The following is a 22,000-nucleotide window of genomic DNA, read 5'->3' on the forward strand; positions in this document are numbered from 1 at the left end:
TCGCCTCACTGGCCAGCTTGCGCGGTGTGCTGCGCGGGGCTGGCGAAGTTGTTGCGTTTGCAGAGTTTGGCTTCGACTTTCTGCGTACCGCTTTCAGGCCCTTGTACCTCCAGGGCGAGCAGGTTCTGGCCTGCCCAGTCTTCGTCCTCGCGCATCTGGAAGACGAAGCGCCCGTCGGTGTCGGAGGTCTCGGGCTTCTCGATCTTGATGTCCTCGTGGCGGCCGTTGAGGTACCACAGGGTGGCCTGCAACACTTTCACCGAGGTGTCCTCGAACTTGATGTCGAGCTGGTGGTTGCGGTTGACCAGGTCCTTGATCACGCCGTTCTTGCCATTGACCATCAGCTCGTTCTTGCCGGGCTTGAGGGTGGCGCTGGCGCTCATCTGTGCCGGACGGTCGTCGCAGCCGTCGTCGAGCAGGCCAAGGATCTGCCGCCAGATGGTTTCCTGGTCGAGGCGGTACAGCGGCGAGAACTCCCACACCAGGATCTTCGGCGGGTTGTTCTGGAATTCCTCGCTGCCCAGGTACTGGATCATCGAGCCTTCCAGGCCGCCGCCGGGGAAGGCGACGTTGAGCACATCGGCGCCGATGTACTGCTCGAGGAAGCCCGAGAAGTTGTAGTTCTTGCCGCTGTGGCTGGTGCCCACCAGGGTGATCTGCGCGTTGCCCGAATCGCCGAACAGGTCATCGCCGCCGGCGGCGCCCTTCGGCTCGGTGGCGAACTGGTCCATGTACTGCACCGCATAGCTGGTGCCGCACAGCTGGCCGGCGACGTTGTGCAGGGTGCCGGTCTTGCCCATGCGTCCGGACTTTTGGGTCTCGAATTCCTTGCGCGGAATGCCTTCGAAGGCCGGCATCTTGTGCACGGTGTCGGCGACGATCTTCGCCGCGCGCTCGGCGCCGTAGGGCGTCCAGTGCTGGTCGCCGCGGAAGTAGAAGTCCTTGCCCTGGTCGGCGGCGGCCAGTTGCTCGTTGGTCAGCGGCGACAGGTCGGGCACGTTGTAGCCCATTTTGCTGAAGCGCTGGAGCATGGCCTGGTAGTTGCGCAGCGCCTTCTGGTAGTCGAAGGCAGCCTTCTCTTCAGGCTTGAGCATGTTGCGGTTCACCAGGCCACGGGTCGGCTGGTACACCACCACCAGTTCGACGCCACGCTTCTTGAACGCGTCGTGCACCTGCTGCAGGCGCTTGTAGCCGCCCGGGGTGGTGTCGAACTCGGTGCGCAGGTCTTCACGGGTGCGGAACAGCCAGTCGCCCTGGGCTTGCACCAGGGTGGTGAAGTTCTGCTGGTAGCGCGTGGTGTAGCGGCTGGCGTCGTGGGCCTCGGGGCACAGCTGGCAGCACGGCTCGGCGTTGAAGGTCGGTGCCTTGACGTCTTCGGCGCGCACGCCCTGGCTGATGGCCAGGAGGGCGGCGGACAGGCCCAGCAGTTTCATCAGGTGTGGAGTCATGGTCTGGGCTTCCTTAGTCGATCATTTCGGTCTGGCGTTCGACCGGGTCGATCAGCACGGCCTTCTGCTGGCGCACCAGCAGGTCGAGGATTTCGTCCTGGCGCTCGCCGAGCACGCCGTTGAAGCTGATGCCATTGGCCTTGCGCGGCATCAGCATCGACACCTTGTACAGCTCTACCGACAGTGGCGAGTCGATCGACAGCGGGCCTGAACCGTTGGCCGCCAGCTCGCCGCCGACCACGATCAGCGACACCTTGGTATCGAACGGGTCGAGGGCGATGTCGCGGTCGGTGTCGGACAGGTCCTTGATGTGGCCGTATACGCCCACCAGGCCGTTGGCCATGGCGACGTTCTCGTACAGGCGGATGTTCACGCTGTTGCGCACGCGGATGCCGTGGCGACGGTTGTTGATCAGCTTGTTGCCCCAGATCAGGTTGTCGCCGCTCTCGTACAGGGTGATGCCGTCGGTGTGGTTGCGGTAGATCTCGTTGTAGGCGATCAGGTTGTTGACGCTATTGCGGTCGATCACCACGCCGGAGAGCTTGTTGTCGTAGCTCTTGTTGTTGATGATCCAGCTGTCGTTGACCTCGCGCGAGACGATGATCCCGTGCTTCTTCTTGGTGCCGTACACGGTGTTGCCGGCGATGATCAGGCGGTGTGAGCGGTCGTGGGGGTCGATGCCGTAGACGATGTTGTCGCGGTAGGTGCTGTCCTTGACCACGAAGTCGCTGGTCTCGTAGCAATAGAAGCCGTACCACATGTCGCTGAACTCGGAGCCGATGATCCAGCCGGTGGGTTCCGGGCGGCCCATCTGCTTGGCCATGTTCGGTGTGTACTGCGAGATGCTCACGCCGTAGGACTTGGATTTGGCGTAGCCGAAGCTGGCCATCTTGCTGTTGACGATGTAGGTCTCGGTGCCGCCCCAGCTGAGCAGGAATGGGCGGAATTCGTCGGGCTTGCGGAAGGTCGCCGGGCCGTTGGCCTGCTCGCGCCATCCGGTGACCTGGGTGTCGCTGACGAACAGCTTGCCGTCGTTGACGATGAACGAACCGCCTTCCTCGGACAGGCGCAGTTCCTTGACCTTGCCGTCGATCTCCAGCACGCCCTTGCGCCCGACCACGATCGGCAGGCGCGCCAGGTACACGCCCGGTGCGGTTTCACGCAGGTACTGGCTGGGGACTTTCTTGCTCAGTTCCACCAGATCGACGTGGCCGTCATCGACGAAGATCGCCTGGGGGATGCCGTGCTGGCGGCGGACCCATTCGGCGCCCTTGTTGTCGCCGCCGATGAACTCCTTGAGGGTGTCCTCCTGGAGCATGCGGCGCACGCTGACCTTGCCCTTGTGCGTGCGGTCGATCTTCTTCTGCACGGCGGCGGCGGTGTAGCCGGACAGGTCGGGCAGCTTGGGCGGGTCCATCTTCAGCGGCTCGATCGGCGCGCTGGAGACGGTATAGGTCTTGGCCTGTTGCAGCCCTTTGGCCATTTCGGGCTCGGCGGCCTGGGCCAGGCCACCGGCCAGCAGCAGGGCGCTGGCGAGCAGGCTGTGGCGAAGGTTCGGGTGCAGGTTCATGGGTTTTCTCTCCCGGCCTCAGTAGCGCCAGATCACGTCGACGAAGGCGCGGTGCATGTAGGAGTCGGCCTCTTTGCCGTAGGCATCGCCCGGCTTGAATACACCGGCGCGCAAACGCACCAGGGCCGAAGGTTCGTCGATCGACTGGCTGATCGAGGCCGGCAGCAGGCCCTGCTTGAAGTACTTGGTCACGACCACGTCCATCTCCTGGCCCAGGTCTTTCTCACCCTGTACCAGCGGGCGGCTGATGCCGCCGTCGTCGACCACCGCGTTGATGCCGCTGGAGCCGATGTTCTGCTTGCCGTCGACGCGCCAGAACTTGTGGTAGATGAAGCTGGCGTCGTAGTCGTCGCGCAGCTGCCAGGAGGCGAACAGGGTGGCCGCCTGCAGGTTGCCCAGCTCGCCACGGAACGCTTCACCGAAGCGGTGTACGCGCGAGCGGGTGCCGGTGAAGTTGGAGCGGTTGCTCTCAAGGCCGGTCTGCTCGAAATTGTTCGAGCCATCGCTGCCTCCACCGCCGCTGCCTCGGGCGTAGGCCGCGCCGACCTGCCATTGCGGGTCCAGGCGCAGGCGGATGCCAAGGTCGGTGGCCCAGGCGTTGACGTCGCCGCTCTGCTTGCCGGTGGCGACCTGGTCGTTACCCACCGCCTGGCTGCTGAGGGTGTCGCGGTCGCCAGTCAGCCAGGTGACGCTGCCCCAGTAGTTGACGGTGTGGTCGTTGCGCCAGTTGTAGGCGTCGCTGTTGGCTTCCAGGCCCAGCCAGCTAAGGTCGCCGGTGCGGGTCTTGTCGAGGGCGTCGACGGTTTCGCCGGGGCTCTTCAGGCTGCCGCCGTCATGGCTGTGGTGGGCACGCAGGCCAACCCAGTGGCCGGGTGTCCATTGCGTGGCGACATTGCCGTAGACATGGGTGCGGTCCTTGTCCTCCGGGGCCAGTTCGGTGAGGTCGGTGCGGTATTCGCTGAAACGCTGGGCAACCCCAAGGTCGGCCTTGAGCAGGGTGGTGTCGAAGGTCCAGTTCAGCGCCTCGATGTTGGTGTCACGCCACATGCCGTCGTCGCTGCGCAGGCGCTGGCGGCCGAAGCGCAGTTGCTCGCCGGGGTAGGGGGTCAGGCCGCTGTAGCCGATCCAGAACTCGCGCATGGCCAGGTAGCTCTTGTCCGGCTTGCGGCTGTCGTCGCCATTGTCGCTGGTGGTGCCGTCGTCGTTCTGGCGCAGGGTGTCGGTTTCGATGATGTCGGTGGCGGCTACCGCCTGGCCCATGGCGAAGGCGCTCCAGTGGCCGCGCTCGCCGTACACCCAGGGGCGCAGGTCCAGGCCCAGGCCGTTGACGTCGCCGCCGGAACGGGTACCGAGGTCGCGGTCGTCCTCGGACTGACCGGTGATCTTCACGTCGAGGCCGAAGTTCTTCTGTGCGGTCTCGGCGGCCAGGGTCGGCATCGACCACAGCAGGGCGAAACTCAGGCCGATGCCGGCTTTCACGAAGGGGTTGAGCGTCATAGCGAATCCTCGGCGTCTACTTCGTCTTTCTCGTCCTGCAGCGCTTCGATGGCCAGGGTGCTGTTGGCGCCCTGGGCCATGCTGCCGCGCGCCTGCTTTTCCTGCGCCAGCAGTTGCTGGGCCTGGTTGCGCTGGTCGGGCGTGAGCTGCTGGTCGAGCTGTTGCAGCAGTTCGCTCGACTGTGGGGTCGGGTTGACCTGGGAGAGTTGCGCGAACACCCAGGCATTGGTCGGGGCCGGGCGGATGCCGTGGCCTTCGCTGAACAGCTGGGCCAGGGCGTAGTCGGCGCTGTTCTGGCCACCGCGGGCAGCGGCGAGCAGGTGGTCGACGGCCTTTTGCGGCTCGACCTGGCCCAGGTAGCCACGGCGGTAGAGCTGGCCGAGGTAGTAATCGGCGCTGACTTCTCCGGCGTCGGCGGCGGCCTGCAGGTGCTCCTGCGCCTTGGCCGCGTCGGCCGGCACGGTCTTGCCCTCGTAGTACAGGCGGCCCAGCAGCAGTTCGGCACGGGGCTGTTCGGCGTCGCGGCCCTTGTCGATATAGGCCATCAGCTGGTCGGTGTCGCCCAGTTCGGGGAAGTCGTAAAGCAACTGCGCCAGGCTCACCCAGGATGCCGGATTGGCCGGTGCGGCCTGCTCGAGCAGGTCCTTGGCGGTCTTCTCGTCGGTCTGGCCCAGGCTGCGGTCGGCCAGCACGCGGGCGACGCTGTCGACCCGGGTGGCCGGCACGGTGCCGCGGGCATGGGCGGCCTTGAGCTGCTCCAGCAGGGCGGCCTGCTGCTCGGGCTGGGCGCGTTTCTGGTAGACGGTGGCCAGTTCCACGTAGCAGATGTCGGTAGTGGAAAGCGCGGCCTTGCAGATCTTCTCCACATCGTCCAGGTGCTGGTCGTAGCTGCCCTGGGTGCGGTACAGCAGCACCTGGGCCAGGCCGGCCTCGGGGTTGCCGGCGGCGCGCCACTGGTCGATCTGCTGCTGGGCGTTGACCTTGGGGAAGCTCTGCGGGTACTGCAGGTAGAGCATCGCCAGCGGGATCAGGGTGTTCGTCTCACCTTGTTGCGCCGCGAGCTTGAGCAGGGTCTCGGCCTCTTCGCGCTCGGCCTGGGTGCTGTCGGGCTTGGCCACCAGCAGGCGGCCGAGGCGCGCCTGGGCACGGGGCGAGGTGGCGGCGGCGGCGCGGTAGGTGGCTTCGGCTTGCTTGAGCTTGGCCGGGTCGCGGGTACCGACCTGGATGTCCGCCAGGCCGACCTGGGCGTCGCTGTAGCCAAGGTCGGCGAGGGCCTTGTAGTTACGCTCGGCGGTGGCGGTGTCGCCGCGCTTGAGCGCTTCGTTGGCCAGGCGCTGGTCGGGCAGGCCGGCGCAGCCAGCCAGGGTGATGGCCAGGGCCAGCAAGGATACCGCCCGTGGGAGCGGGCTAGACCCGCGATTGGAGGTGGCAGTGCCGGCACCATCGCGAGGCAAGCTCGCTCCCACGTGATTTCTTGTTCGCATGCGGTTCATGACGAAGTCCTCTTACAGCCCGCGGGCCACGGCCTTGTCGATCAGCCAGTTCAGCGACGGGCCACGGTCGCTGTTGACCGAGGCCGGGCGGCCGGCGAGCTCAGCCGGCAGGCCACCGTCGGGCTTGATTTGCACGCGGATGTCGGAGGCCAGGTTGTCGGTGTCCAGGCTCGAGCTGCCGGTGATCCGGCCGCTGCGCACTTCATCCTCGCCGGCGATCTGGAAGTTGACCCGGGTGCCCGGCTTCACTTCGTCGAACTGGCGGTAGCTGAAGCGCGCCTCGATGGTCGGGACGCTGGTACGCGGGATCAGCGCGAATACCGGCTGGCCCTTGCTGGCGTACTGGCCGTCATCCACCAGCTGGCGCGAGACCACGCAGTCGCACGGGCTGGTGAGGGTGCCGGAGAGTTGCTTGCCGAACAGTTCCTCGACCTTGGCCGGCTCCAGTTGCGAGTCGTCCAGGTGGCCTTTGAGCAGGTCGAGCATGCTGGTGTTGAAGGTCGCCAGTGGCGCGCCTTTGGCCACGCTCGCGCCGTTTTCCACCAGGCTCTGCACGCTGCCGTCACGGGGCATGGTGACGTTGGTGGTGGGCACCGCGACCACGCCGGCTTCGGCATGGCTGACGAAGTACAGGCCATACAGCGACTTGGCGACGAAGCCGAACGCCACCAGGCCGACCACGAACACCCCGGCGGTGACGGTGACCGCGCGCAGGCGGCCGAAGGCGGACAGGCCCGAGCCTCCGTCCTTCTGCTTGCGCGCCTTGGTGAAGTTGTCGCGCTGCAGGGTGCTGAGCACGTCGCCGACGCTGATCAGCTCGCCGGACAGGTGGCTGGTGATGATATGGCGCAGGGTGGCGATGTCGCGCGGCTCCAGGTTCTGGAACTCGGTGCCGGTGCGGCCGGTGTCGCGGCTGCTGGTGCGTACCAGCAGCTCGACGTCCATCGACAGGCCGAGGTTGTCGACCACGAACTGCAGGCGACCGCGCAGCACTTCGCCTTCGGCCAGGGGCTTCGGCGCATGGAAGGACAGGCCCCCGGCGGACAGGTCGTCAACCTTCACCTCGTGCGGCTCGCGGTTGCCGTCCAGGTAGCGCAGCTTGGCGGGAATGCGTACCCGGGCGTGCTGGCGCTGCGCTTCGGATTCATGCACGACGTTGACGTTCACGGCGGTATTCATGGCGATATTCGTTCCTGTTATCCGATCCGGGGGCTCACACGACCATGAACAGCACGGCGACGAAGATGCTCGCGGCCGAGAAGGTCATGGTCCGCGAGGACCAGGTGTTGAACCATTGTTGAAAACTTGCGAGGTCGCGCTTGAGGGCAGTGGGCTGGCGGGTCCAGGACTGCTTGTCGAGGCGGAAGAACACGTAGATCTTCATCACCGCGCCGACGATCTGGTTGTAATAGAGAATCAGCGGGTAGGCCGGGCCGACGTTGTGGCCCGAGCACAGCAGCATGATGGTGAGGATCAGGCGGGTGATGCCGATCCACAGCAGGTACACCAACAGGAACTGCAGGCCGAACTTGAAGCTGGCGATCACCGCCACGGTCAGGCCCAGCAGGCTGGTCCACATCGACACGCGCTGGTCGAGCAGGACGATGCTGGTGAACAGCCCCAGGCGCTTGAGGCCCAGGCCCAGGGCACGGGAGTTCTGCCGCAGGTTGTTGCCGTACCAGCGGTACATCAGCTTGCGGCTGGCCTTGATGAAGCTCTTCTCCGGCGGGTGCTCGACCGTATTGATCGCCGCGTCAGGCACGTAGAAGGTGTCGTAGCCCAGGCGCATCAGGCTGAACCAGCTGGACTTGTCGTCGCCGGTGAGGAACTTGAAGCGGCCCAGGCGCCAGTGCATCAGCGAGTCGCTCTCGACGTCGGCGATGAACTCGGGGTTGGTCACTACGCTTGCGCGGAACATCGACATGCGCCCGGTCATGGTCAGCACGCGCTTGCTCAGGGCCATCGAGCACATGTTGATGTGGCGCTGGGCGAAACGCAGCTTGTGCCACTCGCTCATGATGTAGCCGCCGCGCACTTCGCAGAACTCGTTGGTGGTCAGGCCGCCGACGTTGGGGTAGAGCTTGAACCACGGCACGGTCTTGCGCACCACGCCTTCGGCCAGCACGGTGTCGCCGTCGATCACCGCCACCACGGCGTTCTCGTCCGGGAGCATCCGCGAGATGGCGCGGAAGCCATAGGCCAGGCCGTCGCGCTTGCCGGTGCCGGCAATGCGCACGATGTCCAGGTCGACGTGCGCGGGCGGGTTGTACTTGGCCCACAGGCTCTTGACCAGCAGCTCGTCGGACTTCTCCACCAGCGAGCAGACCACCGTGGTGGGGAAGCCACACTCGATCGCCTCGCGGATCACCGAGCTGTAGACCTGGGCGGTGGTCAGCGCATCGATGCGGAAGCTGGTGACCATCAGGTACACATGCGACGGGTCGGCGGCCTTGCCGAGCTTCTGCACCTTGCGGCGCAGGTACGGGTAGACCAGGTACAGGAAGATCATGCCGCGGATGAAATGGGTGGCGCCCATGGAGTAGCGCCAGATGCCGACAGCGCCGACCAGGAAGATGAAGTGCTTCGACTGCGAATCGAAGATATCGCTGGGCAGGGCCAGGGCGATCAGCATGAGCAGGCTCATGTAGAGCAGCCAGCCGGCGCACTGCAACAGCACTGTCTGGAACCTTTGCATGTTCGGCATCCGTCGAGAATTCGGGGTGGGAGGGGCGGCGCGCTGGGGAGGGACGCGCCGCCCGACCGGGTTTACCAGCAGATGCCTTCGGTGCGGCTGGTGGTGCAGGTCGGCTTGCTCATGAAGCCGACCAGGTCGATCACTTGCTTGCCGGCCGGCGCCTGTTGGGCCAGGGCACGGAATTTCTCGTCACGGTTGCCGAGCACGATGATGTCGGCGTCGTTCACCACCTGCTCGAAGTTGGCGTTGAGCAAGGAGGACACATGCGGAATCTTCGATTCGATGTATTCCTTGTTGGCGCCGTGCACCCGGGCGTATTCGACGTTCTGGTCGTAGATGTCCAGCTGGTAGCCCTTGCCGATCAGGCGCTCGGCCAGCTCCACCAGCGGGCTTTCGCGCAGGTCGTCGGTACCGGCCTTGAACGAAAGACCGAGCAGGGCGACCTTGCGCTTGTCGTGGCTCTCGATGATGTCGAAGGCGTTCTGCACCTGGGATTCGTTGCTGCGCATCAGCGAGTCGAGCAGCGGCGCCTTCACATCCAGGCTCGAGGCGCGATAGGTGAGGGCACGCACGTCCTTGGGCAGGCACGAGCCACCGAAGGCGAAGCCGGGGCGCATGTAGTACTGCGACAGGTTGAGCACCTTGTCCTGGCAGACTACGTCCATCACGTCGCGACCATCGACGCCGACCGCCTTGGCGATGTTGCCGATCTCGTTGGCGAAGGTGACCTTGGTCGCGTGCCAGACGTTGCAGGTGTACTTGATCATCTCGGCCACTTCGATCGGCTTGCGGATCACCGGCGCATCGAGTTCTTCGTACAGCGCTTGCAGGACGTCGCCGCTGGCGCTGTCCAGTTCGCCGATGACAGTCATCGGTGGGTGGTCGTAGTCCTTGATCGCCGTGCTTTCGCGCAGGAACTCGGGGTTGACCGCCACGCCGAAATCGGCACCGGCCTTCTTGCCCGAGCAGTCTTCGAGGATCGGGATCACCACGTTCTTGACGGTGCCCGGCAGCACGGTGCTGCGTACCACGATGGTGTGGCGGCGGGTGGTGTCGCGCAGTACGTAGCCGATCTCGCGGCATACCGACTCGATGTACTCCAGGCCCAGGTCGCCGTTCTTCTTGCTTGGCGTGCCGACGCAGATCATCGACACGTCGCTGGCGCGGATGGCTTCGGCAAAGTCCGTGGTGCCGCGCAGGCGGCCGTTGGCGATGCCTTGCTGCAGCAACTCTTCCAGGCCCGGTTCGACGATGGGCGACTTGCCCTGGTTGATCAGGTCGATCTTGGTGCTGGACACGTCCACACCGATCACCTCATGGCCTCGTGCCGACAGGCAACCTGCACAGACTGCACCCACATAACCCAAACCAAAGATGCTGATACGCATCGCATTCACCTCGTGTGTTTATCACGCCAGCCCTTCAGCGAAGAGCCGGCCGGGTTGATTGACCAGCAGTATTCGGGCGCACGGATCTATGGCGAATTGGCACTTCACCGAACGCAGGCATGAATAAATCCGGAGCGCAAAAAGTTATGCACTCAAAGTTGGCAGTTAAAGGCCAGTATTTAAAAGGCGTGCCCTGAAATGCAGCCGTCTTTATTGCAATTCGCTGTTGGCGAATTACTGTGCTTGTTTTTTCAAGTGGATAAATCCTTTGAAATCAACCACTAGGACGAATTTTAGGGGCGCTTGTCTCCTGCATGGACTATGGCTTCGGGCACTTCCTGTACCGCCGTTGACGTTTGTGGGGCCGATCGTGAATGGCGGCCCTTTGTCATCTGTAAGTCATTTCTCACGCTCAGCGCTTGAAACTCGTTACGGGTGCTATGAGCCATTGGGCGTAGCAGAAGTTCCTGGGGCGGTTTCGCCACGGTGAAAGATTTCTAAATATTTTTTCAGAGGGAAATACTTTCAATCTGATAGCACGGCGCAGTTTCGTCCCCGTATATAAAGGGCGAAAACGGAGCGGGATGGTTATATGCCAGCATGCGAAAATATTTTTCAAAAATCGTCAAAAAACTACGAACGGTCTTATGGCATTTTGCGATAAGGATGTAGCTGATGATTTATTGGCGCTGGAAATTTGGCTGATGGCGTTTTGCAGCGTGCCCCGTTGCAGGGCTGATGGGCTCATCGCGGGCTTGCCCCGCGATGAGCTGCAAAGCAGCGCTGATAAATCAGCCCTCAGCGTGATCGCGCAGGAATACCAGGTGGTCCGGCTTGGACTGCTCGGCACTGTAGTAGTAACCCTGCGCATCGAAGCGCTTGAGCTGCTCCGGGTCGTTGACCCGCTCCTGGATCACGAAACGGCTCATCATCCCGCGGGCCTTCTTGGCGTAGAAACTGATGATCTTGTACTGGCCGTTCTTCAGGTCCTTGAAGTCGACATCGATCACCCGCGCCTTCAGCGCGCTCTTCTTCACCGCGCTGAAGTACTCGTTGCTGGCCAGGTTCAGCAGCACGTCATCGCCCTGGTCGGCCAGGGCCTGGTTCAGCCACTCGCTGATGCGCGTGCCCCAGAAGGCATACAGGTCCTTGCCGCGGGCGTTGGCCAGCTTGGTGCCCATTTCCAGCCGATAAGGCTGCATCAGGTCCAGCGGGCGCAGCAGGCCATAGAGGCCCGAGAGCATGCGCAGGTGGTCCTGGGCGTAGCTGAAGTCGTCCTCGCCCAGGCTCTGGGCGTCGAGCCCGGTGTACACGTCACCCTTGAACGCCAGCAGCGCCTGCTTGGCGTTGGCTGGGGTGAAGTCTGGGGTCCAGCTGCCGAAACGCGCGGCGTTGAGGCCGGCGAGCTTGTCGGAGAGGTGCATCAGCTCGGCGATCTGCGCCGGCGCCAGTTCGCGCAGTTGCACGATCAGTTCCTGGGAATCGTCCAGGTACTGGGGCAGGGTGTGGCGCTGGGTTACCGGCGGGGTGTCGTAGTCGAGGGTCTTGGCGGGGGAAATCACCGTCAGCATCGGGTCGGCTCCTGGAATCGTCGGGCGAATTCTACGGGGCTGCCGGCGCAACGCCAAACTATGGCGACGATAGTCAGCGAACATCGCCACAGGCAAGCGGCGGGCGTCGCGTTATAGTGCGCGGCATGCCTTCAAGGAGAATGCACATCGTGCGTATCGCGTTTGCCCTGTTCGCAGGGCTGCTGAGCCTGGGCGCGCAGGCCGCCCCGACGAACTTCGTCAGTTTCGACCGTGGCCTGTGGCCCGAGCAACTGAACAGCCCGGTGCTGTTCGATGTGGCGTCACGGGCGGAGATCCTGTCGTTTGCCCGGGTGCTGCACGAAAGCGAGATGCTCGACGAGCCGGCGCTGAAGGCCCGGCTGGGCTTGCGCCAGATCAATCTGAGCGTGGTGCGAGCCGTGCGGGCACGCCTGTGGCAGCGTCTGTGGACCAGTTATCAACAGGCGCAGCGCAGTTGCGAGCAGGATGCCTCATTCTGCTACCCGGTGGAATCCATGTCCGATTTGCGTACACAGGCCGCCGTATTCGCCGAAAATGTCGGCTCGTTCTATACCGAGTGGGTCGAGCCCAGTCATCAGTTCCATACCCGTTACCTGGATGAGCAGCTGCGCAAGGCTGCGCTGTTTCCGCAGACCACCAGCGAGGTGGCCAAGCTCTCCGATCGTGAACGCAATGGCGAGGAACTCAATGACCGGATGTTCCTGCTGACCTTCGTCAGCGGCCCCGCCCCCCAGGGCGGTAGCACCGATGCGCTGGCTGACTACCTGCGCCGGCAGAAGCTCGACGGGATTTTCTTCGTGCTCGGCAATCGCCTGCAGCAACGGCGCGATGCCGGCCCGTTGGGCGAGTTGTATGCCGGCCAGTGCGTGGGCATCCAGGGCTGGGAGTACCGCTCCCATGCCCAGTGGCAGGATTGGCAGGACTCGCTGCGGCGCAGCCAGGCGCGGGTGCAGGCCGACCTGGCCGAGCAGTATGTAGGGCTGTTCCGTCCGCCCTATGGCCAGCGCCGCGCCGATGGCGAAGCGTTCCTGGACAGCCAGCAGTTGCGGGTTTCACTGTGGGACATCGATGCCCAGGATGACGGGCCGCTGAGCGCCGAGGCCTCGGCCCAGCGGGTGCTGACGCTGATGCTGTTGTGGCGCAAGGGGGTTATCCAGTTCCGTGACGGCATGCCCAAGGCCCAGCCGGCGCTGGAGTGGTTGTTGCAGCACACGGCCCAGAGCGGGATCGGTTGGGAAGGGTGTCGGGAGTATGCACGGCGGGGGTAGGCAGGGGCCGGCGGCTCAAGACACGCTGGCCGTACACTGTGCCTCGCGCTGCATCGACTCCAGATTGCGTTCGATGGTCTCGCAGATCGTGTCCATCGGGATCTGATGTTCGCTGATGCGGAATGGGCTCTGCAGGTCCGTGCCGATCCGTTCGATCGCCAGCAGCATGAAGCCGACTACCGTCGAGGCCAGCGGCGTGAACCAGCCCAGCGACTCCACCAGCCCCACCGGCACAATCAGGCAGAACAGCGTGATGAACAGCCGAGGAAAGTACACATAAGGGTAGGGCAGCGGCGTATTGGCGATCCGCTCCATCCCGCCCTGGGCGTTGGACAGGTCCACCAGCGTCGACTCCAGGCGCGCCAGGCGAATGCTGTCCAGCCGCCCGGCCTGGTATTCCTGGGCCAGCAGTGCCGCCGAACCACTGAGGATGTCGTTGGCGAAGTTGTTGGAGCGATTGCGCCGTTCGAATTCCGCAGGCGGTATGAACGCCATCAGCTCGTCCGGGCATTTCTCGTTCTTGAGGTGGGCGGCCAGGCAGTTCACATAGGCGATATGCCGGCGCAGCAAGGTCGCCTTCACCGGGTTCGGTCCGTCAGCCGCGTCGTCGACCAGCGTCAGCACCTGCCGGGCGAAACTGCGTGAACTGTTCACCAGCGCCCCCCACAAGGTGCGCGCCTCCCACCAGCGGTTGTAGGCACTGCTGTTGCGAAAGCTCACCAGCACCACCAGCGCCGAGCCCAGCAGGGTCAGCGGGATCAGCGGCAGGCTGAACTTGCTGTTGAAGAACAGCATGAAGTCGATGGTGACCAGCACGTCCCAGATCAGCAGCCAGAACAGCGACCAGCCGATGTAGCCGAAGGTCTTGACCACCAGGCGGTACTTGCGGGCGAGGAGGGCTTTCACGGTGGGGGAACCTCGAGACGGGGGATGCAGGTTCCGACGCAGGATCGCGGAGCAAGGTTCCCGAGTGGGATGTTGCAAAAAATTTTAGGGACATGGACGACGCGGACTTGGGAAGTCCCCCTGTATTGGATCTAGTGACACTCCCGCATTGTGGAGGTACGCAAGGTGCCCGACACGTGGTTGCCTTCAGTATTGATCGTTCGTATCTATTCGGATACAGTTCGGAGGGCCTGTTGAGCTACGAAGTCGAACAAACGAAAAGCTTTGCCGTCTGGTTGGCCAATTTGCGCGATTTGCGTGCGCGAATCGCTATCGCTCGCAGGCTTGAGCGGCTGTCACTGGGTAATCCTGGCGACTTCAAATCCGTTGGTGGCGGTATCGGTGAACTGCGCATTGATGTATCGGGTGGATACCGGGTCTATTTCACCAGAAGGCGGGGCAGGTTGATTTTGCTTCTGGTGGGTGGAGACAAGTCTTCACAGGCCGGTGACATCCTCAAGGCAAAGGCACTGGCGAAGGAGCTGAAATGAACGAAGAACTCGTACCCTTTGACATGGCTGATCTGTTGGACAGCGATGCTGCGATCAGTGAGTACCTGAGCCAAGTGCTCGCGGATGGTGATACTGACGAAATTCTTCGTGCGTTGGGTCATATTGCCAGGGCACGTGGTATGTCACAGATCGCCAAGGAGACGGGCCTGGGTCGCGAGAGCCTTTACAAGGCGTTCGGTCCTGGGGCCAAACCGAGATTCGATACGGTACTCAAGGTTATTCGAGCATTGGGAATCGACTTGCAGGCTCAACCCCACGTCCTACCACGTTGAGTCGAGAGCGGCGGTCAGGCTGATGGCAATTTCATCTGCAGCAGAGCCACCCGGGATCCATCCGGCGCCCGCCGCTCCTCGATCCCGAATGGCACAAAACCCAATTGTGGATAAAGCAGCAACCCTGCGGTGTTGTGATTGAAACATGACACCCAGACCTCTCGTGCGGCGAACTCTTGGCGAGCCAAGTCGATCATGCACTGCACCAGGTAACGTGCCACCCCTTGACCCCGCGCAGCAGGCGCCACCACCACATTACCCAGCGCGCAGACGGCGCCGTGTTCGGCTTTGTAGAAATTGGCGAAGCCAACGATCACCCCGTCAATTTCGACCACCGTCGAACCGCTGCGCTGGGCGATGGCTTCGCTTAGTTGTGCGGGAGTGAGCGGGTGAGTGGCTTTGGGGAACATATAGAAGAGTTCGTCCGCGCTTTGAGGGAAGCTACAGAGCGTGGCGATGTCGGCAGACAGGACGGGGCGATGGCTTAGTGGCACGGGGAATGTTCCGAAGAGGCTAGAAGCCACTTACCCTGTGCGGCCGGTAACGTGAAGTCAATGCTGTGGCTGCACGGAAAATTGCACTAAGTGTGATTTTCTGTGCAGTCAGGAGTATCGCAAAGGTTTGGCGAGAGACTGTGCATCGTTGCTCGACCGTCTGGAGGTGAAGTGCTGTCGAGTTACCGATTGCAGGCGAAAGGAACCGACCGTTAGGTCAGTTCTTTCCGGATCGCTTGGGAAGCAAGCGTTTGATTCACTTCAGTGAAACTTCATTGAACTTGAGTGCCTGCTCTTCATTGGAGCGGGTGCGGAAGATGAGCTTGATCGACGGTGAGCGTTCAATCTTGCGATCAGCTTCCTGGAAAACCAGCGTGACGCGGGTTGGCACGGTGCGAATCAACGGGAAGTCGTTCCAGGGGTTGTTGCGTTGCTGGCCTACACGCATTTCACCGACACGTAGCGGAGCTCCCGCTTCGTCGAACAAACGCGATGCGCTATCGAAGCGGAAGTCACGGTCCATGCCCTGGTTGATCAGCTCGAAGGTGCAGTTGGGGAAGCGGCCAATGTTTTCGCAGCCGATCAATTCGATCCGTACGTCATCGACCACTTCCAGGCGTTTGCCAAGCAGGTTGTTGCCTTCGTTCTCGACCACGGTCGATTGCACCTTGGCGAACTCGAAGGAAGGCTTTGCATACTCCATGCCAAGAATGAAGAAGATGAAGGAAACCGCAGCGATCAAAGAGGTCAGCAGTGTTCCGTGCAGTACTTTGGGCAGGTTGCGCATCTGCCAGCAGATCGACAGGCTGCTAAGCAGCGTGAAGGCGCTCACCAGTAGAACGATGTTGCGCCAGTTGATGAAGCCGAAGCCAAAGACGCTGGGGTCAGGCACCAGATAAGTGATGACCGCCCACATGCCGCCGAGCAGTACACCCATCCCTGTCATTACTTTTGCCACGAGAGAGGTGATGCGGCTGCTACGTGTGGTAGGCAAGGTCTGTTCTGCCTGGATCATGCGAACTCCGTTTCGAGGCTGGTGATAAAGCGGCTGGCTGATTTCAAACTGCCATTATCCGCATCTGAAACGGTTTTGGTAAAGCGCATGACCGAGAACGGGCATGAAAAAGGCGAGGGACCGCGCAAGTCGAAGACCCCAATCAGCAGACACAAAAAAACCGACCATAAGGTCGGTTTTTTCTGGATCTTGGTGCCCCGAGGGAGACTCGAACTCCCACTCCTTTCGAAAACGGATTTTGAATCCGCCGCGTCTACCAATTCCGCCATCAGGGCTTGTGGCGCCGCAGTATAGAGAGGTCGCCCAAGGCGGTCAATCGGCTTTCATGGTCAATTTTCACGCATTGGGCTAAACTTCCCGGCCCTGTCGAACCCGAACATCATCATGCGCGTCACCGATTTTTCCTTCGAACTCCCCGATTCCCTGATTGCCCGCCATCCACTGGCCGAGCGTCATGGCAGCCGCCTGCTGGTGCTCGATGGCCCCAGCGGCGAACTGGCCCACAAGCAGTTCACCGACCTGCTCGACTACCTGCGCCCCGGCGACCTGATGGTGTTCAACAACACCCGGGTGATCCCGGCGCGGCTGTTCGGCCAGAAAGCCTCCGGCGGCAAGCTGGAAGTGCTGGTCGAGCGCGTGCTCGACAGCCACCGCGTGCTGGCCCACGTGCGCGCCAGCAAGGCGCCTAAAGAAGGCGCGCAGATCCTCATCGACGGCGGTGGCGAGGCCGAGATGGTCGCGCGCCACGACACGCTGTTCGAGCTGCGCTTCAGCGAAGAGGTGCTGCCGCTGCTCGAGCGCGTCGGCCACATGCCGCTGCCGCCGTACATCGACCGCCCCGACGAGGGCGCCGACCGCGAGCGCTACCAGACCGTCTACGCACAGCGCGCCGGCGCCGTGGCCGCGCCCACCGCCGGCCTGCACTTCGACGAGGCGCTGCTGGAAAAGATCGCCGCCAAGGGCGTCGAGCGCGCCTTTGTCACCCTGCACGTAGGGGCGGGCACCTTCCAGCCGGTGCGGGTCGACAAGATCGAAGACCACACCATGCATAAAGAGTGGCTCGAAGTGAGCCAGGATGTGGTCGATGCCGTGCAGGCCTGCCGCGCCCGTGGCGGGCGGGTGGTCGCCGTGGGCACCACCAGCGTGCGTTCGCTGGAGAGCGCGGCGCGCGATGGCGAGCTCAAGGCGTTCAGCGGCGACACCGACATCTTCATCTTCCCGGGCCGGCCGTTCCATGTGGTCGATTGCCTGGTGACCAACTTCCACCTGCCGGAGTCCACGCTGCTGATGCTGGTCTCGGCCTTCGCCGGTTACCCCGAAACCATGGCCGCCTATGCGGCGGCGGTCGCGAACGGTTACCGCTTCTTCAGTTACGGTGATGCCATGTTCATCACCCGCAATCCGGCGCCACGCGGCCCAGAGGATCAAGCATGAGTCGCACCTGTCGAATGTCGTTCGAACTGCTGGCCACCGACGGCAAGGCCCGTCGCGGCCGGCTGACCTTCCCCCGTGGCACGGTCGAGACCCCGGCCTTCATGCCAGTGGGCACCTACGGCACGGTCAAGGGCATGCTGCCGCGTGACATCGAGGCCATCGGCGCCGAGATCATCCTCGGCAACACCTTCCACCTGTGGCTGCGCCCGGGTACCGAGGTCATCAAGAAACACAACGGCCTGCACGATTTCATGCAATGGAAAGGCCCTATCCTCACTGATTCCGGTGGTTTCCAGGTGTTCAGCCTGGGCGCCATGCGCAAGATCAAGGAGGAAGGCGTGACTTTCGCATCGCCAGTGGACGGTTCCAAGGTGTTCATGGGGCCGGAAGAGTCCATGCAGGTCCAGCGCGACCTGGGCTCGGACATCGTGATGATCTTCGACGAATGCACCCCGTACCCGGCCGAGCACGACGTGGCGCGCACCTCGATGGAGCTGTCGCTGCGCTGGGCTCAGCGCTCGAAGAACGCCCACGGCGACAATACCGCGGCGCTGTTCGGCATCGTCCAGGGCGGCATGTACCAGGACCTGCGCATGCGCTCGCTGGAAGCGCTGGTCAACATCGACTTCGATGGCCTGGCCATCGGCGGCCTGTCGGTGGGCGAGCCCAAGCACGAGATGATCAAGGTGCTGGACTACCTGCCCGCGCAGATGCCGGCTGACAAACCTCGTTACCTTATGGGGGTAGGCAAGCCGGAGGATCTTGTAGAGGGTGTGCGCCGCGGCGTCGACATGTTCGACTGCGTGATGCCTACGCGCAACGCGCGCAACGGCCATCTGTTCGTCGATACCGGGGTGATCAAGATCCGCAACGCGTTCCATCGCCACGATGAATCGCCGCTGGATCCGACCTGCGATTGCTATACCTGCACCAACTTCTCCCGCGCTTATCTGCATCACCTGGATAAATGCGGCGAAATGTTGAGCAGCATGCTGAATACCATCCACAACTTGCGCCATTACCAGCGCTTGATGGCCGGTTTACGCGAGGCTATTCAACAGGGTAAATTGGCCGCCTTTGTCGACGCCTTCTACGCCAAGCGCGGGCTTCCCGTTCCGCCTTTGGACTGACTGTTCGCAATCATTATTAGAAAATTCCATTAGGAGAGCCCAATGAGCTTCTTTATCCCCGCCGCTTATGCGGACGCAGCAGCCCCCGCCGCCGGCCCAGCCGGTACCGGCTTCGAGTGGATCTTCCTGGTCGGCTTCCTGGTCATCTTCTACCTGATGATCTGGCGCCCACAGGCCAAGCGTGCCAAAGAGCAGAAGAACCTGCTGAGCAACCTGCAAAAAGGTGACGAAGTTGTCACCAACGGCGGTATCGCCGGCAAGATCGTCAAGGTTGCCGATGACTTCGTGGTCCTGGAAGTGTCCGACACCGTCGAGCTGAAGTTCCAGAAGGGCGCCATTGCCGCGACCCTGCCAAAAGGTACGCTCAAGGCTATCTGAGTTACCGGTTTCATTTTTCCAGTCGGGGCGCGCAAAGCGCCCCGCGTCTTGAACGGGCGGCGTGATGCTGAACAAATACCCTCTGTGGAAATACCTGCTGATCGTGGTGGTACTGGCGGTCGGCTTCATTTATTCCGCACCCAACCTCTATCCGGATGATCCGGCGGTGCAGATCAGCGGCGCCAGTTCCGCCCTGCATGTCAGCCAGGCCGATCTCGATCGCGTCACCAAGGCGCTGACCGATGCCGGTATTGCCGTCAAAGGCAGCAACCTGGGCGAGAAGGGCAGTGCGCTGGTGCGCCTGACCAACCAGGAAGCACAGCTGCCGGCCAAGGATGTGGCGCGCAAGGCCCTCGGCGACGACTACGTCGTGGCCCTGAACCTGGCCCAGACCACCCCGCAGTGGCTGCGCAACCTGGGTGCCAGCCCGATGAAGCTGGGCCTGGACCTGTCCGGTGGTGTGCACTTCCTGCTGGAAGTGGACATGGACAAGGCCATGACCGCTCGCATGAAAGTCTACGAAGGCGAGGTCAAGACCTTGCTGCGCAAAGAGCGCGTCCGCTACCGCAGCCTGCCCCAGCAGGACGGCGGCATCATGCTGGGCTTCGCCGACGATGCTACCCGCGAACAGGCGCGCAGCCTGATCCGCAAGAATTTCAGTGATTTCGACCTGACCACCACCGAGCGCAACGAGCTCGCCGTGCTGCGCCTGGCACTGACTCAGGCCAAGGTCGCCGAGATCCGCGAATACTCGATCAAGCAGAACCTGACCACCGTTCGCAACCGTGTGAACGAGCTGGGCGTGGCCGAGCCACTGGTCCAGCGCCAGGGCGCCAACCGCATCGTGGTCGAACTGCCGGGTGTGCAGGACACCGCCGAAGCCAAGCGTATCCTCGGCAAGACCGCCAACCTGGAGTTCCGCTTCGGCGCCGAGCCGGGTGCGTCCAAGGCTACCACCGAGGTGTTCGAGTTCCGCGAAGGCGGCCGCTCCGCCCCGGTCGAGCGCGGCCTGATCATCACCGGTGACCAGGTCACCGACGCCCAGGCCAGCTTCGACGAGCACGGCCGCCCGCAGGTGAACATTCGCCTCGACGGCCATGGTGGCGAGCTGATGAGCCGCGCTACCCGCACCAACGTCGGGCGCAGCATGGCGGTGATCTTCATCGAGCAGAAGCCGGTCACCCGCTACCAGAAGCAGGTGGTCGACGGCGTCGAGAAAGAAGTCGCGGTGCAGACCTTCCAGGAAGAGAAGAAGATCATCAGCCTGGCGACCATCCAGTCGCCGCTGGGCAGCCAGTTCCGCATCACCGGCCTGAACGGCCAGGGCGAGTCGTCCGAGCTGGCCCTGCTGCTGCGTGCCGGTGGTCTGGCCGCGCCAATGTACTTCGCCGAAGAACGTACCATTGGCCCAAGCCTGGGTGCCGACAACATCACCAAGGGTATCGACGCGTCGCTGTGGGGCATGCTGTTCGTCTCGCTGTTCATCATCGCCATCTACCGCGGCTTCGGCGTGATCGCCACCGTTGCCCTGGCGGGCAACATGGTCCTGCTGCTGGCGCTGATGTCGCTGCTGGGTGCGACGCTGACCCTGCCGGGTATCGCCGGTATCGTGCTGACCATGGGTATGGCGGTGGACGCCAACGTGCTGATCTTCTCGCGTATCCGCGAGGAGCTCAAAGCCGGCATGTCGGTGCAACGCGCCATCCACGAAGGCTTCAACCGTGCGTACACCGCGATCATCGACGCCAACCTGACCAGCCTGCTGGTCGGCGGCATCCTGTTCGCCATGGGTACCGGCCCGGTCAAAGGCTTCGCGGTCACCATGTCCCTCGGGATTTTCACCTCGATGTTCACCGCCGTCATGGTGACCCGCGCCATGGTCAACCTGACCTGCGGCGGGCGTGACATCAAGAAGCTGTGGGTTTGAGGGAGCTGCGATGAAAACCATCAACTTCATGGGCGTGCGCAATGTCGCGTTCGCCATTACCGTGCTCCTCACCGTGCTGGCGTTGTTCAGCTGGTGGCAGAAGGGCCTGAACTTCGGCCTGGACTTCACCGGTGGCACGCTGATCGAGCTGACCTACGAGCGCCCGGCGGATCTGAAGGCCGTGCGTGCCGAGCTGGTCGATTCCGGCTTCCACGAAGCCGTGGTGCAGAGCTTCGGCGCCACCACCGACCTGCTGGTGCGCATGCCGGGCGATGACCCACAGCTGGGCAACAAGGTGGCCGCGGCGCTGCAGAAGGCCGGTGGCGACAACCCGGCCACGGTCAAGCGTGTCGAGTTCGTCGGCCCGCAGGTCGGTGAAGAACTGCGCGACCAGGGCGGCATGGGCATGCTCCTGGCCCTGGGCGGCATCCTCATCTACCTGGCCTTCCGCTTCCAGTGGAAGTTCGCCGTGGGCGCGATCATCTCGCTGATCCACGACGTGGTGGTCACCCTGGGTATCCTGTCGTTCTTCCAGATCACCTTCGACCTGACGGTGCTGGCGGCGGTGCTGGCGATCATCGGCTACTCGCTCAACGACACCATCGTCGTGTTCGACCGGGTGCGCGAGAACTTCCGGGTGATGCGCAAGGCCTCGCTGATCGAGAACATCAACGTCTCGACCACCCAGACCCTGCTGCGCACCATCGCCACTTCGGTGTCGACCTTGCTGGCCATCGCCGCGTTGCTGTTCTTCGGCGGCGACAACCTGTTCGGCTTCTCCCTGGCGCTGTTCATCGGCGTCATGGCGGGTACCTACTCGTCGATCTACATCGCTAACGTGGTGCTGATCTGGCTGAACCTGAACAGCGAAGACTTGATCCCGCCGGTCAAGACCGAGGGTGTGGACGAGCGCCCGTAAGGCTTCGTCCTACGCCGTCTGGCGTAAAGAAAGGCGCGAGTGTT

Annotated in this window: 19 protein-coding genes and 1 tRNA gene; 8 read left to right on the forward strand and 12 right to left on the reverse strand. The window is 63.0% G+C overall.

The features are described from left to right. Nucleotides 1–5: 5 nt before the first annotated feature. The 8 genes from ABZO33_RS18080 to yaaA all read right to left on the reverse strand — a co-directional run bounded on the left by ABZO33_RS18080 (nt 6) and on the right by yaaA (nt 11,662). Complete coding sequence (locus tag ABZO33_RS18080; protein ID WP_414537128.1) at nt 6–1,448, reverse strand: alginate O-acetyltransferase; 1,443 nt, start codon at nt 1,446–1,448, stop codon at nt 6–8. A gap of 13 nt (nt 1,449–1,461) precedes the next feature. After that, complete coding sequence (gene algG / locus ABZO33_RS18085; protein WP_414537129.1) at nt 1,462–3,018, reverse strand: mannuronan 5-epimerase AlgG; 1,557 nt, start codon at nt 3,016–3,018, stop codon at nt 1,462–1,464. Between the two features lie 18 nt (nt 3,019–3,036). After that, complete coding sequence (locus ABZO33_RS18090) at nt 3,037–4,515, reverse strand: alginate export family protein (RefSeq protein ID WP_414537130.1); 1,479 nt, start codon at nt 4,513–4,515, stop codon at nt 3,037–3,039. Next, complete coding sequence (gene algK / locus ABZO33_RS18095; protein WP_414537131.1) at nt 4,512–6,008, reverse strand: alginate biosynthesis TPR repeat lipoprotein AlgK; 1,497 nt, start codon at nt 6,006–6,008, stop codon at nt 4,512–4,514. The genes ABZO33_RS18090 and algK overlap by 4 nt, the downstream gene beginning before the upstream one ends. Nucleotides 6,009–6,020: 12 nt before the next feature. Then, nucleotides 6,021–7,187 (reverse strand): PilZ domain-containing protein, encoded by a 1,167-nt coding sequence (locus ABZO33_RS18100; RefSeq protein WP_414537132.1) that lies wholly within the window; start codon nt 7,185–7,187, stop codon nt 6,021–6,023. Between the two features lie 34 nt (nt 7,188–7,221). After that, nucleotides 7,222–8,703 (reverse strand): glycosyltransferase family 2 protein, encoded by a 1,482-nt coding sequence (locus tag ABZO33_RS18105; protein WP_414537133.1) that lies wholly within the window; start codon nt 8,701–8,703, stop codon nt 7,222–7,224. A gap of 71 nt (nt 8,704–8,774) precedes the next feature. After that, the gene (locus ABZO33_RS18110) at nt 8,775–10,091 is read right to left on the reverse strand and encodes a nucleotide sugar dehydrogenase (RefSeq protein ID WP_414537134.1); all 1,317 of its coding nucleotides are present in this window, start codon (nt 10,089–10,091) and stop codon (nt 8,775–8,777) included. 791 nt (nt 10,092–10,882) lie between these two features. Next, entirely contained in the window at nt 10,883–11,662 is a 780-nt protein-coding gene (gene yaaA / locus ABZO33_RS18115; RefSeq protein WP_414537135.1) for a peroxide stress protein YaaA, read from the reverse strand. Nucleotides 11,663–11,811: 149 nt separating this feature from the next. Here yaaA and ABZO33_RS18120 point away from each other — a divergent pair, with 149 nt between their 5' ends. Next, nucleotides 11,812–12,930 carry a polysaccharide deacetylase family protein gene (locus ABZO33_RS18120; RefSeq protein ID WP_414537136.1) on the forward strand — a complete coding sequence of 373 codons (1,119 nt, stop codon included), beginning with the start codon at nt 11,812–11,814 and terminating at the stop codon, nt 12,928–12,930. A 15-nt stretch (nt 12,931–12,945) separates the two neighbouring features. Here the strand turns inward: ABZO33_RS18120 and ABZO33_RS18125 are convergent, their stop codons facing one another. Next, complete coding sequence (locus ABZO33_RS18125) at nt 12,946–13,836, reverse strand: bestrophin family protein (RefSeq protein WP_414537137.1); 891 nt, start codon at nt 13,834–13,836, stop codon at nt 12,946–12,948. Nucleotides 13,837–14,069: 233 nt separating this feature from the next. Between ABZO33_RS18125 and ABZO33_RS18130 the strand changes: the two genes are divergently transcribed. Together ABZO33_RS18130 and ABZO33_RS18135 are read left to right on the forward strand one after the other, a co-directional pair. Further along, a complete protein-coding gene (locus ABZO33_RS18130) occupies nt 14,070–14,366 on the forward strand; it encodes a type II toxin-antitoxin system RelE/ParE family toxin (protein WP_414537138.1) in 297 nt (98 codons plus the stop codon). Next, on the forward strand, nt 14,363–14,659 hold the full coding sequence (locus tag ABZO33_RS18135; protein ID WP_414537139.1) for an addiction module antidote protein: 297 nt from the start codon (nt 14,363–14,365) through the stop codon (nt 14,657–14,659). Before ABZO33_RS18130 ends, ABZO33_RS18135 begins: the two co-directional genes overlap by 4 nt. A 14-nt stretch (nt 14,660–14,673) precedes the next feature. On the opposite strand, the gene ABZO33_RS18140 is transcribed toward ABZO33_RS18135, so the two are convergent. From ABZO33_RS18140 to ABZO33_RS18150, 3 genes are all read right to left on the reverse strand, one after another. Next, nucleotides 14,674–15,153, reverse strand: a complete 480-nt coding sequence (locus tag ABZO33_RS18140) for a GNAT family N-acetyltransferase (RefSeq protein ID WP_414537140.1) — start codon at nt 15,151–15,153, stop codon at nt 14,674–14,676. Nucleotides 15,154–15,409: 256 nt separating this feature from the next. After that, complete coding sequence (locus ABZO33_RS18145; RefSeq protein WP_414537141.1) at nt 15,410–16,168, reverse strand: hypothetical protein; 759 nt, start codon at nt 16,166–16,168, stop codon at nt 15,410–15,412. A gap of 190 nt (nt 16,169–16,358) precedes the next feature. Then, a tRNA-Leu gene (locus ABZO33_RS18150) sits at nt 16,359–16,443 on the reverse strand. Between the two features lie 109 nt (nt 16,444–16,552). Between ABZO33_RS18150 and queA the strand changes: the two genes are divergently transcribed. The 5 genes from queA to secF all read left to right on the forward strand — a co-directional run bounded on the left by queA (nt 16,553) and on the right by secF (nt 21,956). Beyond that, nucleotides 16,553–17,602: a tRNA preQ1(34) S-adenosylmethionine ribosyltransferase-isomerase QueA gene (queA, locus tag ABZO33_RS18155; protein WP_414537142.1), complete on the forward strand. Its 1,050-nt coding sequence runs from the start codon at nt 16,553–16,555 to the stop codon at nt 17,600–17,602. A 14-nt stretch (nt 17,603–17,616) separates the two neighbouring features. Further along, entirely contained in the window at nt 17,617–18,732 is a 1,116-nt protein-coding gene (gene tgt / locus ABZO33_RS18160; protein WP_023629281.1) for a tRNA guanosine(34) transglycosylase Tgt, read from the forward strand. Nucleotides 18,733–18,774: 42 nt separating this feature from the next. Beyond that, the gene (gene yajC / locus ABZO33_RS18165) at nt 18,775–19,110 is read left to right on the forward strand and encodes a preprotein translocase subunit YajC (RefSeq protein ID WP_102682084.1); all 336 of its coding nucleotides are present in this window, start codon (nt 18,775–18,777) and stop codon (nt 19,108–19,110) included. Between the two features lie 64 nt (nt 19,111–19,174). Next, entirely contained in the window at nt 19,175–21,037 is a 1,863-nt protein-coding gene (gene secD, locus ABZO33_RS18170; RefSeq protein ID WP_414537143.1) for a protein translocase subunit SecD, read from the forward strand. A gap of 10 nt (nt 21,038–21,047) precedes the next feature. Then, nucleotides 21,048–21,956, forward strand: coding sequence for a protein translocase subunit SecF (gene secF, locus ABZO33_RS18175; protein WP_414537144.1), 909 nt, complete (start codon nt 21,048–21,050; stop codon nt 21,954–21,956). Nucleotides 21,957–22,000: the final 44 nt, after the last annotated feature.

This window comes from Pseudomonas sp. CAM1A (assembly GCF_047501685.1).
In the GTDB taxonomy this organism is placed as follows: Bacteria; Pseudomonadota; Gammaproteobacteria; order Pseudomonadales; family Pseudomonadaceae; genus Aquipseudomonas.

Bases quoted from the DNA above. Each gene is read 5' to 3' on its own strand.
- tgt (WP_023629281.1), top strand. From the start codon at position 17,617: ATGTCGTTCGAACTGCTGGCCACCGACGGCAAGGCCCGTCGCGGCCGG.
- ABZO33_RS18080 (WP_414537128.1), bottom strand. From the start codon at position 1,448: ATGACTCCACACCTGATGAAACTGCTGGGCCTGTCCGCCGCCCTCCTG.
- ABZO33_RS18090 (WP_414537130.1), bottom strand. From the start codon at position 4,515: ATGACGCTCAACCCCTTCGTGAAAGCCGGCATCGGCCTGAGTTTCGCC.
- algK (WP_414537131.1), bottom strand. From the start codon at position 6,008: ATGAACCGCATGCGAACAAGAAATCACGTGGGAGCGAGCTTGCCTCGC.
- ABZO33_RS18105 (WP_414537133.1), bottom strand. From the start codon at position 8,703: ATGCAAAGGTTCCAGACAGTGCTGTTGCAGTGCGCCGGCTGGCTGCTC.
- secD (WP_414537143.1), top strand. From the start codon at position 19,175: ATGCTGAACAAATACCCTCTGTGGAAATACCTGCTGATCGTGGTGGTA.
- queA (WP_414537142.1), top strand. From the start codon at position 16,553: ATGCGCGTCACCGATTTTTCCTTCGAACTCCCCGATTCCCTGATTGCC.
- ABZO33_RS18100 (WP_414537132.1), bottom strand. From the start codon at position 7,187: ATGAATACCGCCGTGAACGTCAACGTCGTGCATGAATCCGAAGCGCAG.
- ABZO33_RS18110 (WP_414537134.1), bottom strand. From the start codon at position 10,091: ATGCGTATCAGCATCTTTGGTTTGGGTTATGTGGGTGCAGTCTGTGCA.
- ABZO33_RS18135 (WP_414537139.1), top strand. From the start codon at position 14,363: ATGAACGAAGAACTCGTACCCTTTGACATGGCTGATCTGTTGGACAGC.
- secF (WP_414537144.1), top strand. From the start codon at position 21,048: ATGAAAACCATCAACTTCATGGGCGTGCGCAATGTCGCGTTCGCCATT.
- yajC (WP_102682084.1), top strand. From the start codon at position 18,775: ATGAGCTTCTTTATCCCCGCCGCTTATGCGGACGCAGCAGCCCCCGCC.
- algG (WP_414537129.1), bottom strand. From the start codon at position 3,018: ATGAACCTGCACCCGAACCTTCGCCACAGCCTGCTCGCCAGCGCCCTG.
- ABZO33_RS18145 (WP_414537141.1), bottom strand. From the start codon at position 16,168: ATGATCCAGGCAGAACAGACCTTGCCTACCACACGTAGCAGCCGCATC.
- yaaA (WP_414537135.1), bottom strand. From the start codon at position 11,662: ATGCTGACGGTGATTTCCCCCGCCAAGACCCTCGACTACGACACCCCG.